General features: G+C 69.7%; 11 protein-coding genes, 1 tRNA gene and 5 pseudogenes. 10 read left to right on the forward strand and 7 right to left on the reverse strand.

The window, feature by feature from the left end; genetic code table 11:
- Positions 1 to 98: 98 nt before the first annotated feature.
- From LP418_RS09720 to LP418_RS09730, 3 genes are read right to left on the reverse strand one after another with little or no spacing between them, the layout of a single operon-like run.
- Positions 99 to 770: a 3-oxoacid CoA-transferase subunit B gene (locus LP418_RS09720; protein WP_257956127.1), complete on the reverse strand. Its 672-nt coding sequence runs from the start codon at positions 768 to 770 to the stop codon at positions 99 to 101.
- Between the two features lie 43 nt (positions 771 to 813).
- Positions 814 to 1,020, reverse strand: coding sequence for a CoA-transferase (locus LP418_RS32955; RefSeq protein ID WP_257956973.1), 207 nt, complete (start codon positions 1,018 to 1,020; stop codon positions 814 to 816).
- Positions 1,017 to 1,568: a CoA transferase subunit A gene (locus LP418_RS09730; RefSeq protein ID WP_257956128.1), complete on the reverse strand. Its 552-nt coding sequence runs from the start codon at positions 1,566 to 1,568 to the stop codon at positions 1,017 to 1,019. The genes LP418_RS32955 and LP418_RS09730 overlap by 4 nt, the downstream gene beginning before the upstream one ends.
- A gap of 130 nt (positions 1,569 to 1,698) precedes the next feature.
- Here LP418_RS09730 and LP418_RS09735 point away from each other — a divergent pair.
- The 5 genes and pseudogenes from LP418_RS09735 to LP418_RS09750 form a co-directional block, all read left to right on the forward strand.
- A pseudogene (locus tag LP418_RS09735) lies at positions 1,699 to 1,821 on the forward strand (IclR family transcriptional regulator); the annotation flags it as partial.
- A 218-nt stretch (positions 1,822 to 2,039) separates the two neighbouring features.
- Positions 2,040 to 2,459, forward strand: coding sequence for an IclR family transcriptional regulator domain-containing protein (locus LP418_RS09740; protein WP_257956129.1), 420 nt, complete (start codon positions 2,040 to 2,042; stop codon positions 2,457 to 2,459).
- Between the two features lie 32 nt (positions 2,460 to 2,491).
- Positions 2,492 to 3,202, forward strand: a complete 711-nt coding sequence (locus tag LP418_RS09745) for an ArsA-related P-loop ATPase (RefSeq protein WP_336275954.1) — start codon at positions 2,492 to 2,494, stop codon at positions 3,200 to 3,202.
- Entirely contained in the window at positions 3,199 to 3,513 is a 315-nt protein-coding gene (locus LP418_RS30645) for a hypothetical protein (protein ID WP_336275955.1), read from the forward strand. The genes LP418_RS09745 and LP418_RS30645 overlap by 4 nt, the downstream gene beginning before the upstream one ends.
- Positions 3,514 to 3,622: 109 nt before the next feature.
- The gene (locus LP418_RS09750) at positions 3,623 to 4,690 is read left to right on the forward strand and encodes an ArsA family ATPase (RefSeq protein ID WP_257956130.1); all 1,068 of its coding nucleotides are present in this window, start codon (positions 3,623 to 3,625) and stop codon (positions 4,688 to 4,690) included.
- Between the two features lie 21 nt (positions 4,691 to 4,711).
- Here the strand turns inward: LP418_RS09750 and LP418_RS09755 are convergent.
- A pseudogene (locus LP418_RS09755) lies at positions 4,712 to 4,997 on the reverse strand (WhiB family transcriptional regulator).
- A gap of 379 nt (positions 4,998 to 5,376) precedes the next feature.
- On the opposite strand from LP418_RS09755, the pseudogene LP418_RS09760 reads away from it, so the two are divergent.
- The 3 genes and pseudogenes from LP418_RS09760 to LP418_RS30655 form a co-directional block, all read left to right on the forward strand.
- A pseudogene (locus LP418_RS09760) lies at positions 5,377 to 5,940 on the forward strand (transglycosylase domain-containing protein); the annotation flags it as partial.
- Between the two features lie 412 nt (positions 5,941 to 6,352).
- Positions 6,353 to 7,042 (forward strand): annotated as a pseudogene (locus LP418_RS30650) (penicillin-binding transpeptidase domain-containing protein); the annotation flags it as partial.
- Positions 7,043 to 7,582: a PASTA domain-containing protein gene (locus tag LP418_RS30655; RefSeq protein ID WP_336276050.1), complete on the forward strand. Its 540-nt coding sequence runs from the start codon at positions 7,043 to 7,045 to the stop codon at positions 7,580 to 7,582.
- On the opposite strand, the gene LP418_RS09770 is transcribed toward LP418_RS30655, so the two are convergent.
- Complete coding sequence (locus tag LP418_RS09770) at positions 7,579 to 8,037, reverse strand: GatB/YqeY domain-containing protein (protein ID WP_257956131.1); 459 nt, start codon at positions 8,035 to 8,037, stop codon at positions 7,579 to 7,581. The genes LP418_RS30655 and LP418_RS09770 overlap by 4 nt on opposite strands.
- Positions 8,038 to 8,055: 18 nt before the next feature.
- Here LP418_RS09770 and LP418_RS09775 point away from each other — a divergent pair, with 18 nt between their 5' ends.
- Both LP418_RS09775 and LP418_RS09780 read left to right on the forward strand, forming a co-directional pair.
- A complete protein-coding gene (locus tag LP418_RS09775; protein ID WP_257956132.1) occupies positions 8,056 to 8,811 on the forward strand; it encodes a metallophosphoesterase in 756 nt (251 codons plus the stop codon).
- A 269-nt stretch (positions 8,812 to 9,080) separates the two neighbouring features.
- Positions 9,081 to 9,157 (forward strand) — tRNA-Pro (locus LP418_RS09780).
- Between the two features lie 836 nt (positions 9,158 to 9,993).
- On the opposite strand, the pseudogene LP418_RS09785 reads toward LP418_RS09780, so the two are convergent.
- Positions 9,994 to 11,034: pseudogene (locus tag LP418_RS09785) on the reverse strand (aspartate-semialdehyde dehydrogenase).
- Positions 11,034 to 12,305, reverse strand: coding sequence for an aspartate kinase (locus LP418_RS09790; RefSeq protein ID WP_257956133.1), 1,272 nt, complete (start codon positions 12,303 to 12,305; stop codon positions 11,034 to 11,036). Before LP418_RS09790 ends, LP418_RS09785 begins: the two are co-directional and overlap by 1 nt.
- Positions 12,306 to 12,366 lie beyond the last annotated feature (61 nt).

Consider the following 12,366-nt stretch of genomic DNA (forward strand, 5'->3'; position numbering starts at 1 on the left):
GAAAATGTAGGTGTTGCACCTCCGGTCAGGGTGTCGCGAGGGGACACGCCACCCGGCGGTGGCTGAGCCACATTCGTGAGCTCGAATATGTGGCTCACTCAGCGCCGCGCCGAGCGCTTTGCGCGTACGGCGAAGGGCAGGCCAGCCCTCACACCAGCTCCGGCTCCGTCTTCGCCCTGACCTCGTCCTCGGTGACACCGGGGGCCAGCTCGACCAATCAGAAGCGCCCGGTCCCCGAGCGTGCCGGAGGCCGCGACCTCGCCGGTGACCGGGTCGATCACGTCGATCACGCACAGGTCCGTGATGATCCGCTGCACGACGCGCTTGCCCGTGTACGGCAACGAGCACTCGTTCACGATCTTGAGCCCGCCGTCCTTGGCGGTGTGCTCCATCAGCACGATGACCCGCTTGGCGCCGTGCACGAGGTCCATCGCGCCACCCATGCCCTTGACCATCTTGCCGGGGATCATCCAGTTCGCGATGTCGCCCACGGCGGAGACCTGCATGGCGCCGAGGATCGCGGCGTCGATCTTGCCGCCGCGGATCATCCCGAAGGACGTGGCGGAGTCGAAGAAGGACGCCCCGCGACGCACGGTCACGGTCTCCTTGCCGGCGTTTATCAGGTCGGCGTCGACCGCGTCCTCGGTCGGGTAGGCCCCCACGCCGAGGATGCCGTTCTCCGACTGCAGCACCAGCTCGACGTCGTCGGCGACGTAGTTGGGCACCAGCGTCGGCAGCCCGATGCCGAGGTTGACGTAGGAACCGTCCACCAGCTCCGAGGCCGCCCCGCGGCCATCTCCTCACGCGTCCAACTCATCGAACCGTCCTCTTCTCGATCCGCTTGTCCGCGGCCTGCTCGGGCGTCAGCGCGACCACGCGCTGGACGTACACCCCGGGGGTGTGGACGTCGTTGGGGTTGAGCTCGCCCGGTTCGACCAGCTCCTCGACCTCGGCGATCGTGATCCGCCCGCACATCGCGGCGAGCGGGTTGAAGTTGCGGGCGGAGTCGCGATAGATCAGGTTGCCGTGCCGGTCGCCCTTCCGAGGCCCGGACGAGGCCGAAGTCGGCGACGATCGCGTGCTCCAGGGACGTACTCCCGCTCGTCGAAGACCTGCGTCTGCTTCGGCGGGGAGGCGACGGCGACGTTGCCGGAGTCGTCGTACTTCCACGGCAGCCCGCCCTCGGCGACCCGGGTGCCGACGCCGGTCGCGGTGAAGAAGGCCGGGATCCCGGACCCGCCCGCCCGCATCCGCTCGGCCAGCGTGCCCTGCGGCGTCAGCTCGACCTCGAGCTCCCCGGAGAGATATTGCCGGGCGAACTCCTTGTTCTCCCCGACGTACGACGAGATCATCCGCCGCAGGCGCTTCTCCATCAGGAGGCGACCCGGGCCCCAGTCGTCGACGCCGCAGTTGTTGGAGACGGCCTCGAGGTCCGTGGTCCCCGCCGCCAGCACTGCGTCGATCAGCACCGACGGGATGCCGCACAACCCGAAGCCACCCACCGACAGCGTGGCGCCATCAGGGATGTCCGCCACGGCGGCACCCGCACTCTCGACGACCTTGTCCATCCTTGGTTCCTCCGAAGCCTCGTTGGTGCCCCGATTCAAGGCGCACCACGGTCTGGGCGTCAACGCCTGACCATCCAGTGGCCGAGGATCTTTCGCTCATCGATCCTCGAGTCGTAGTAGCGTTCACTGGATGGACGCTCCGATCGACGTCGTGGGACGTGTCGCCGCGCTGCTCAAGGCCGTCTCCGCCCGTGAGCCAGCGGGCGTGACGACGTCCGAGGCGGCGCGCGCCGCCGGGCTCGCGCGACCCACGGCCCACCGGCTGCTGGCGTCGCTCGCCGACGCGGGCCTCGCCGAGCGCGATCGGGACGGCCACTGGCTGCTCGGCCCCGAGCTCTACTTCTCGGGCACGGCCGCCGCTTCGCGCTATGACGTGACGGCGCTGGCGCAGCCGGTCGTGCAGGCGCCTGTCCATCGCCACCGGCGAGAGCGCGTTCTTCTCGGCGCCGCGGGGACGAGACCATCTGCCCGGTGCGTGAGGACGGCAGCTTCCCGATCAGGTCGCACGTCCTGCACGAGGGGATCCGCTTCCCGCTCGGAGTCGCCTCCGCCGGGCTCGCGATCTCGGCCTTCCTCGACGACGTCGAGGTGGAGTCCTACCTCGCCCACGTCGACCTCGCGGACGAGTACGGCGACCACCACACCACCGACGCCGTCCGCCACCGCGTCAGGCGCACCCGAGAGGCGGGCTTCGCGGTCAACCCCGGGCTGATCGTCGAGGGCAGCTGGGGCATGGCCGCCGCGGTCTTCGACGCCGACGAGCGCCCGCAGTGGGCGCTCAGCCTGACCGGCATCCAGCAGCGTTTCAGCGCTCCGCGGCGCCGCGAGCTGGGCGAGCTGCTCCTGCGCGAGGCCCATGTGCTTTCTCGCACACTGCGTCCGCGCGCCTGACCACGGTTGGGCGTGAGCCCTATCCTGCAGCGGTGACCACACACGCCGAACAGCCCTTCGACTGGTCGGGCGTCCAGCTCCACGTCGTCACGGGCAAGGGCGGCACCGGCAAGTCCACGATCGCCGCCGCGCTCGCCCTGTCCCTCGCCTCCACCGGCAAGGACGTGCTGCTGTGCGAGGTAGAGGGACGCCGGGGCATCGCCCGGATGTTCGACGTGGACCCGCTGCCCTACGAGGAGCGCCGCATCGCACGCGGGCTGCCGGACGGCGACGTGTCACCCGGCGCCGTACACGCCCTGCACATCGACGCCGAGTCGGCGCTGCTCGAATACCTCGCGATGTACTACAAGCTCGGCCGCGCCGGGCGAGCGCTCGACCGCTTCGGTGTCATCGACTTCGCGACCACCATCGCCCCCGGCGTTCGCGACGTCCTGCTGACCGGCAAGGTCTACGAGGCCGCGCGGCGCAACGCGCGCAACAAGAAGGCCCGCGCCTACGACGCGATCGTGCTCGACGCTCCGCCGACCGGGCGGATCACCCAGTTCCTCAACGTCAACGGCGAGCTCGCCGGGCTGGCCAAGGTCGGCCCGATCAAGACCCAGGGCCGACACCGTGATGACGCTCTTCCGCTCGCCCGGGACGCTGGTGCACCTCGTGACCGTGCTCGAGGAGATGCCGGTCCAGGGAGACCGCCGACGGCATCAAGGAGCTCCGCGCGGCCCGGCTGCCGGTCGGCGCCGTGATCGTCAACCTCGTGCGTCCCCGCGACCTCGGCAAGGCCGACCTCAAGGCCGCTCGCAAGGGCACCCTCGATCGCGAGAAGATCACCGCCGACCTCCGGGCGGCCAAGGTCGATGTCACGCACGAGCTGGTCGACGCCCCGGTCCTCGAGGCCCGCGACCACGCCGAGCGGCGTGCCCTCGAGGACGACCAGCGCGCGATCGTGAACGCCCCGGACGTCCCCCACTACGAGCTTCCCCGCCCGGCCGACGGCGTCGACCTCGGTGGGCTCTACGAGCTGGCCGCCCAGCTGAAGGCGCAGGGACTTTCATGAGTACGTCGCAACGCAACCGTCCGCGCGTCGGCCCCCTCGCCGCCACGACCGACCGCGCCCCCGCCTCGACATCGACGCCCTGATCGACGACCCGGCGACCGGCATCATCGTGTGCTGCGGCTCCGGCGGCGTCGGCAAGACCACCACGTCCGCCGCCACGGCGTTGCGCGCCGCCGAGCGCGGGCGCAAGGTCGTCGTGCTGACCATCGACCCCGCCCGCCGGCTGGCCCAGTCGATGGGGATCGAGGCGCTGGACAACACCCCGCGCCCGGTGCCTCACTCCGGCTCCAACGGCGGCTCCCTCGACGCGATGATGCTCGACATGAAGCGCACCTTCGACGAGGTCGTGCTCAGCCAGACGACGCCCGAGAAGGCGAAGTCGATCCCGGAGAACCCCTTCTACATCGCCCTGTCCAGCTCGTTCTCGGGCACACAGGAATACATGGCGATGGAGAAGCTCGGCCAGATCCACGCCCGGGCGCAGCAGGACGGGACCTACGACCTGATCGTCGTGGACACACCGCCCTCACGCTCGGCGCTGGACTTCCTCGACGCCCCGGAGCGGCTCAGCAGCTTCCTCGACGGTCGCTTCATCCGGCTGCTGCTCGCCCCGGCGCGCGGTCCGGCGAAGCTGATGACGGCCGGCGTCGGCATCATCACCAACGCCCTGACCAAGATCCCGGGCGCCCGGGTGCTGCGCGACATGCAGACCTTCGTGGCCGCGTTCGACACGCTCTTCGGCGGCTTCCGGCAGCGGGCGCAGAAGACGTTCTCGTTGCTGCAGGCCGACGGCACCGCGTTCCTCGTCGTGGCGGCACCCGAGCCCGACGCGTTGCGGGAGGCGGCCTACTTCGTGGAGCGGCTGACCGAGGACGAGATGCCGCTGGCCGGGCTGATCGTCAACCGGGCCAGCCCGCCACTCGCGGTCGACCTGTCCGTCGAGGAGGCGACCGCCGCGGCGGACCGTCTCAACACGATCGAGGCCGACTCCACGACGGCGGGCCTGTTGCGCCTGCATGCCGACCGGGCGCGCATCGTGACCCGCGAGGCGCACCTGCGCGAGCGCTGGGCCACGGAACACCCGGGGGTCGCCAGCGCGGTCGTACCCGCCCTGTCGACAGACGTGCACGATCTCGAGGGACTCCGGCGCGTCGGAAACCTGCTCGCCGGGGAGTGACCCGACGCTGGCTGACCGGGGTCAGACGGTGACGGTGTTGACGTGCTCGTTGCGGGCAGACTCGAGGACGTTGCGCCACGAGGCCTGCAGGGCGACGGCGGAGCAGCGCACGGCGCTCACGCTCGGTCATGCCGCCCCAGACACCCCACTCGATCTGGTTGTCCAGAGCCTCGGCGAGGCACTCGGTGCGCACCGGACACGAGGCGCAGACCTGCTTGGCCTTGTTCTGCTCGGCTCCACGCACGAACAGTGCGTCCGGAGTGTCCTGCCGGCACGCGGCCCGCGGTGCCCAGTCTTCAACCCACATGATTTTCCGCCATCTCGTCGGGCTCCCGATGGTCGCCCCCATAGCGACCACTCCTCGACCCGCAATGACCGTACGTAAGGATCAGTGATTGATGAATGCACCATGTGGCTAAAACTGATGGTCCGATATGACTAGACCAGATGGTCAGACGCCGGTCCGATCGACCACGAGGAGCACCCTTCGTGTGGTACGGCGAATGGGTGGCTCTGGCCTGCTCCCGTAGTCTGGGGGCCATGTCGAAGCCGGTCGCAGGCCTTCCGTCCTGTCCCATCTCGCCGTCATGGCCGCGGTGGCAGCGATCCTGGGCGTGCTCACCGCAGGCCTCGCGATCCCCTTCGCGGGGGTCATCGGCGTCGCCGCCAAGGACGTCAGCAAGGGCATGGTCAACCTGCCCGACGAGCTCGAGGCCAAGGAGCTGGCGCAGAAGACGCGCATCTACGACGTCAACGGCAACCTCATCGCCTCGCTCTACGACCAGAACCGCATCAACGTCGGACTGCAGCAGATCTCGCGCAAGATGGTCGAGGCGATCGTCTCCATCGAGGACGACCGCTACTACCAGCACGGTGCCCTGGACATCCGCGGCACGATCCGCGCCTTCGTCACCAACCGGGCCAGCGGCTCGGTGCAGGGTGGCTCCTCGATCACCCAGCAGATGGTCAAGCAGACCCTGCTCAACCGGGCGGAGACCAAGGAAGAGGCGGCCGCGGCCACCGACGACACCTACGCCCGCAAGCTGCGCGAGCTGCGCTATGCCATCGCCTTCGAGAAGAACTACTCCAAGGACTGGATCCTCGAGCGCTACCTCAACATCGCCTACTTCGGCGACGGCGCCTACGGCATCCAGTCGGCCGCGCAGCACTACTTCCACAAGAACGCCAAGAACCTCAACTACCTCCAGTCGGCGACGCTGGCCGGCCTCGTGAAGAACCCGACCGGCTACGACCCGACCAACTCCCCGGAGCGCTCGCTCAACCGCCGCAACGTGGTGCTCGACCGGATGGCCCAGCTCAACGTCATCCCGCAGGAGCAGGCCGACAAGCTCAAGGAGCGTCCGCTCGGCCTCGACATCGAGCCGTCGCCCAACGGCTGCCAGCAGTCGCAGGCGCCGTTCTTCTGCGACTACGCCGTCAACTACCTCCTCAAGGACAAGTCGCTCGGCGAGACCGTCAAGGACCGCAAGCGGCTGCTGCAGTCCGGCGGCCTGACGATCCACACCACGCTCGACATGGACTACCAGAAGGGTGCCGACACCGCCGTCCAGGCACGTCAACCCGACCGACCGGGCCATCGGCGGCCCGGCGATGGTCGAGCCCGGCACGGGCTACGTCCGGGCCCTCGCCCAGTCGCGCCCGATGGGCAAGAACAAGGCGCTCGGCGAGACCTACCTCAACTACGTCGTCCCCCCGAAGTACGGCGACGCCAACGGCTTCCGGGCCGGCTCGACGTTCAAGGCGTTCGTCCCGGCCGCCGCGATCAACCAGAACATCCCGCTGAGCGAGTCCATCTACGCTCCGCAGGAGATGAACATCCCCGACGCGGAGTTCGAGACCTGCGACGGCCCCTACGCCGGCGACGGCGAGGGCTGGACCGTCGGGAACTCGACCGGTGGCGACCGGGACTACAACCTCTACACCGGCACGCAGCAGTCGGTGAACACCTTCTTCGCCCAGCTCGAGGTGCAGACGGGCATGTGCGAGCCGATCGAGCTCGCCGAGAAGATGGGCATCGTCCTCCCGATCACCCAGCAGGTGCCGTCGTGGATCCTCGGTGTCTCCGACACCAACCCGCTGACGATGGCCGAGGCCTACGCCACGTTCGCCGCTCGCGGCAAGCACTGCGACGCCCTTCCGGTCACCCAGATCCCGGCGGCCGACGGCACCACCGTGAAGGACTACCCGACCTCCTGCGAGACCGTCATGCCCGGCGTCACCGCCGATGCGGTCAGCGACGTCCTCCGCGGCGTGATGGAGCCCGGGGGCTTCGGGGACGACATCGCTCCCGCCGTGCCGTCCGCCGGCAAGACGGGCACCAACAACTCCAACATGGCGGTGTGGTTCGTCGGCTACACCCCGCAGATCGCCACCGCTGCCATGGTGGCCGGCGCCAACTCGCTCGGCCACTGGGTCAGCCTCAACGGCCAGACCGTCGGCGGTTCCTACATCAGTGAGGCCTTCGGCTCGACCGTCGCCGGCCCGATCTGGGGCGACGCGATGGCCGCGATCTCCGCGCGGCTCGACTACGAGGACTTCCGGGCCCCCGCCGGTGACGAGATCGCCGGCGTGCTGACGACCGTGCCGGACGTGTCGGGGATGTCGGTCAAGGACGCCCGGGCCAAGCTCGAGTCCTACGGCTTCGTGACCGAGCTCGCCGGCTTCATCAACTCCTCGATCACCGCCGATGCCGTCGCCGGCACCACACCGGCAGCCGGCACCTCGCTCGGTTCCGGCGACACGGTCGGGATCTACCAGTCCACCGGCTACGTCCCGCCGCCCCCGCCCACCAACAAGGGTGGCAAGAAGGGCGGCGACGACGACGACGGCAAGGGCAACAACGGCAACGGCAAGGGCCGCGGCAACCGTTAGCCCAGCTGGCGCCTGACCTCCGCGGCGACCGCGCCACCGTCGGCGCGGCCCTTCACCTGCGGCGTGACGACACCCATCACCTTGCCCATCGCACGCATGCCCTCGTCGGCGGCCCCGGTCTGCTCGATCGCGGCGGTGACGAGCTCGGCGATCTCGGCCTCGCTCAGTGCCTCGGGGAGGTAGTCGGCGATCACCTCGCCCTCGGCCACCTCCTTGGCGGCCATCTCCGGACGGTCGCCGTCGGCGAAGGCGACGGCGGCCTCGCGGCGACGCTTCGCCTCCGTGGACAGCACGCCGATGATGTCGTCGTCGGAGAGCTCGCGCTGCTCCTTGCCGGCGACCTCGGCGTTGGTGATGGCGGTGAGCACCATCCGCAGCGTCGAGGAACGGACCTCGTCACGCGCCTTGATCGCGGTGGTCAGGTCGGCACGGAGACGGTCCTTCAGAGCACTCATGGGCCCATTGTGGCAGCCTTGCCGCGTGTCCTCCCCCAGTTCCTGCGCAGCCCACTCGGCCTGACCCCGGGCGCGGGGATGGGCGCGGGCCCGGCCCTCGCGTCGTACGCCGCCCGGGAGGCGCGGCAGTACACCCTGCGTGAGGTCACCGTGCCGGTCTTGCCTGCGGGCAGGCAGGCGCTGCGGGTGCTCCACCTCAGCGACATCCACATGGCTCCCGACCAGCGCGCCAAGCAGCAGTGGCTGCGTTCGCTGGCCGACCCGGCCCCTGACACGGTGATCGACACGGGCGACAACCTCGCCCACATGCGCTCGGTGCCCGTGGTCGTCGACTCGCTCGGTCCGTTGCTCGACGTCCCCGGTGTCTCGGTGTTCGGGTCCAACGACTACTACTCGCCCGGCTTCCGCAACCCGCTGCGCTACCTCCTCCCCCGACTCCGGCCAGCGCAACACCCACACCCCTGCAGCTGCCGTGGCGCGAGCTCAAGCAGCGCTTCGCCGACCGTGGCTGGCTGCACCTGTGCAACGAGGTCGGCCGGATCACCGTCAACGGCACGACCATCGCGCTGGCCGGCGTCGACGACCCCCACCTGCGCTACGACGACCTCGCGGCCGTCGCCGGGCCCGCCGACCCGGACGCCGACGTGCGGTTGGGGATCACCCATGCGCCGTACCTGCGGGTGCTCGACCAGTACGCCGCGGACGGCTACGACGCCGTCATCGCCGGCCACACCCACGGCGGCCGGGTCTGCCTGCCGGGCGTCGGTGCGCTGACCACCAACTGCGACCTCGAACCCGCCCGCGCCAAGGGGCTGCACCGGCACCCGGCCGACTCCGCCCCCGGCGATCCGGGCTCGGCTCCGGTTGCACGTCTCCGCCGGTGTGGGGACCAATCCCTATGTCCGGCTGCGAGTCGCCTGTCGACCCGAGGCCACGCTGATGACGCTGACCCCCAAGGCCTGACGGACCCGATTTCGGAGGGCCCCAAACGCTCGGGTATGCTCGCCGTGCTTCGCAGCCGTTCTCGATTGCGACGGCAAGCTCGGGGTGTGGCGCAGCTTGGTAGCGCGCGTCGTTCGGGACGACGAGGCCGCAGGTTCAAATCCTGTCACCCCGACCATGTGAGCTCCCGGATCCACCGCGGTGGGTCCGGGAGTTCTGCATTCTGCCGCAAGCACGTGGAGCGGCATCGGCCGCGAGGTCTGGCACACTTCGCCGCATGGCTGACAAGAACCTCGAGGGCGACGGCCCTTCGCTCGAGCTCCCGTCGTTCGGTTTCGGTCGCAAGAAGAAGGCCAAGCAGTCCGAGCCGGTCGCACCCGCCGACGACACCATGCCGGCGGTGGAGCCCGAGCCGACCCCGGAACCAGAGCCCACCCCGGAACCAGAGCCCACCCCCGAGCCCGAGCCCACCCCCGAGCCGGAACCGACGCCCGAACCGGCGCCCCCGGCGCCCGAGCTCGACCCGGTCACCCCGGCCCCCACCCCGGCCCCCGTCGTGCCGGAGACCGTCGTCGCCACGTCGGCAGCGGCGGAGCCGGACCCCGAGCCCGAGCCGCCGCGCGAGAAGCGCGAGTTCAGGCTCCCCGCCATCCCGGCACTCCGGGCGGCGTTGTTCGTCGGTGCGGTGATCGGCCTGCTCGCCGTACTCCTGACCTTCGCGTCCCTCAAGCTCTGCGAGCTCGTCCGCGGCACCGACTCCTGCGGTGGCCCCGGCCTGCTGCTGCTGGTAGCAACGCTGGTGATCCTGACCTACATCGGCGGCTGGCTGCTGCGCGGCTTCGGGATCGACGATCCGGGCAGCACGAGCTTCCTCGCAGGTCGGACTGCTCGCGGTGCTCGCGATGCTGTTCTTCCTCGACGTCATCTACAACTGGTGGATGGTCATCGTCATCCCGCTGGTCGCGATGGGGACCTACGCCCTCTCGTGGTGGGTGACCACGAGGTTCGTGGAAGTCAGCGACTAGCCGCGATCAGCTCCACGATCTGCACGGTGTTGAGGGCCGCGCCCTTGCGCAGGTTGTCGTTGCTGATGAACAGCGCGAGGCCGCGGTTGTCGGGGGACACCCTCGTCCCGGCGGATCCGTCCGACGTAGGACGGGTCCTTGCCCGCGGCGTACAACGGCGTCGGCACCTCGCGCAGCTCGACGCCGGGGGCGTCGGCCAGCAGCTCGCGCGCGCTCGGGCGTCATCGCCGAGCCGAACTCCGCATTGATCGCCAGCGAGTGGCCGGTGAAGACCGGCACCCGGACGCAGAGGCCGGAGACACGCAGCTCGGGCAGGTCGAGGATCTTGCGCGACTCGTTGCGGAGCTTCTGCTCCTCGTCGGTCTCGTTGAGCCCGTCGTCGACGATCGAGCCGGCGAGCGGGAGCACGTTGTAGGCGATCGTCTCGACGTACTTGTTCGGCTCCGGGAACGACACGGCCGAGCCGTCGTAGGCCAGCTCGCGCGCCTTCTCGCCCGCGGCGGTCACGCCGTCGAGCAGCTCGTCGACACCGGCGATGCCCGAGCCCGAGACGGCTTGGTACGACGACACGATCAGTCGCTCCAGACCGGCGGCGTCGTGCAGCGGCTTGAGGATCGGCATCGCCGCCATGGTCGTGCAGTTGGGGTTGGCGATGATGCCCTGACCGGCGGCCACCACGGCGTCGATCGCGCCGGGGTTGACCTCGGAGACGACGAGCGGGATCGCGGGGTCCTTGCGGAACGCGGACGAGTTGTCGATGACGATCACGCCGGCGTCGGCGAACTTCAGTGCCAGCGCGCGACGTGGTCGCACCCGCGGAGAAGATCGCGATGTCGAGCCCGGCGGGGTCGGCCGTCGAGGCGTCCTCGACGGTCACCTCACGGTCGCCGAACGGCAGCACGGTGCCGGCGGAGCGAGGGGACGCGAAGAAGCGGATCGAGTCGATGGGGAAGCCCCGCTCGAGCAGGATCTCGCGGACTGCGACGCCGACCTGCCCGGTGGCGCCCACGATGCCCGGGTTGATGCCCATCAGCGACCACTCCCGCCGTACACGACAGCCTCGACCTCGTCGGCGTCGAGATCGAACGCCGTGTGGGTCGCGAGGACCGCCCGGTCGACCTCGTCCTCGGTGACGACCACGGAGATGCGGATCTCGGAAGTGGAGATCATGCCGATGTTGACGCCGGCCGAGGCGAGGGCGGCGAAGAACTTGGCGGTGATGCCGGGGTGCGAGCGCATGCCCGCCCCGATCAGCGAGACCTTGCCGATCTTGTCGTCGTAGAGCAGCTTGTCGTAGCCGACCTCGGCTCGGATCCGGGCCAGCGCCTCCATGGCCAGCTGGCCGTCCGTGCGTGGCAGCGTGAAGGAGATGTCCGTCAGGCTGGTCGCGGCGGCCGAGACGTTCTGGACGATCATGTCCGGGTTGACCTGCGCCTCGGACAGCGCGGCGAAGATCCGGGCGGCTTCGCCGACCTTGTCGGGCACGCCGACGACCGTGATCTTGGCTTCGCTGCGATCGTGCGCGACGCCGGAGATGATGGCCTGTTCCATGATGCCTCCATCGGTGGGGTCGTTGACGACCCACGTGCCTTCGAGCTGGCTGAATGACGAGCGGACGTGGATCGGGATGTTGTAGCGGCGGCCGTACTCCACGCACCGCAGGTGCAGGATCTTGGCGCCGCACGCGGCGAGCTCGAGCATCTCCTCGTAGGAGACCTTGTCGAGCTTGCGGGCGGCCGGGACGATCCGCGGGTCGGCGGTGAAGACACCGTCGACGTCGGTGTAGATCTCGCAGACGTCGGCCTCGAGCGCCGCGGCCAGCGCCACCGCAGTGGTGTCGGTGCCACCGCGACCCGGGGTGGTGATCTCCTTGGTGTCCGCGCTGACGCCCCGGAAACCAGCGACGATGACGATGTGGCCGTCGGCCAGCGCGCTGGTGATCCGGCCCGGCGTGATGTCGATGATCTTCGCCTTGCCGTGCACCGAGTCGGTGATGACGCCGGCCTGCGAACCGGTGAAGGAGCGCGCGGTGAAGCCGAGGTCGGAGATCGCCATCGCGACCAGCGCCATGGAGATCCGCTCTCCCGCCGTGAGCAGCATGTCCATCTCGCGTGCGGGCGGGAGCGGGCTCACGGCGCCGGCGAGATCGAGCAGCTCGTCGGTGGAGTCACCCATCGCCGAGACGGCCACGACGACGTCATGGCCGGCCTTCTTGTTCTCCACGATCCGGCGCGCGACCCGCTTGATGGCGTCGGCGTCGGCGAGCGAGGAGCCGCCGTACTTCTGCACGACAATGCCCACGGTCTATTTCCTCGACGATCTTGTTGGACGACTGGTCCGTCAGGTCGACCGGGAGGGACGA

The organism is Nocardioides sp. B-3 (assembly GCF_024703895.1).
Classification (GTDB): Bacteria; Actinomycetota; Actinomycetes; order Propionibacteriales; family Nocardioidaceae; genus Nocardioides.

Coding starts and splice junctions, on each gene's coding strand:
- LP418_RS09770 (WP_257956131.1), bottom strand. CDS start 8,037: ATGAGTGCTCTGAAGGACCGTCTCCGTGCCGACCTGACCACCGCGATC.
- LP418_RS30655 (WP_336276050.1), top strand. CDS start 7,043: ATGGCGGTGTGGTTCGTCGGCTACACCCCGCAGATCGCCACCGCTGCC.
- LP418_RS09730 (WP_257956128.1), bottom strand. CDS start 1,568: ATGGACAAGGTCGTCGAGAGTGCGGGTGCCGCCGTGGCGGACATCCCT.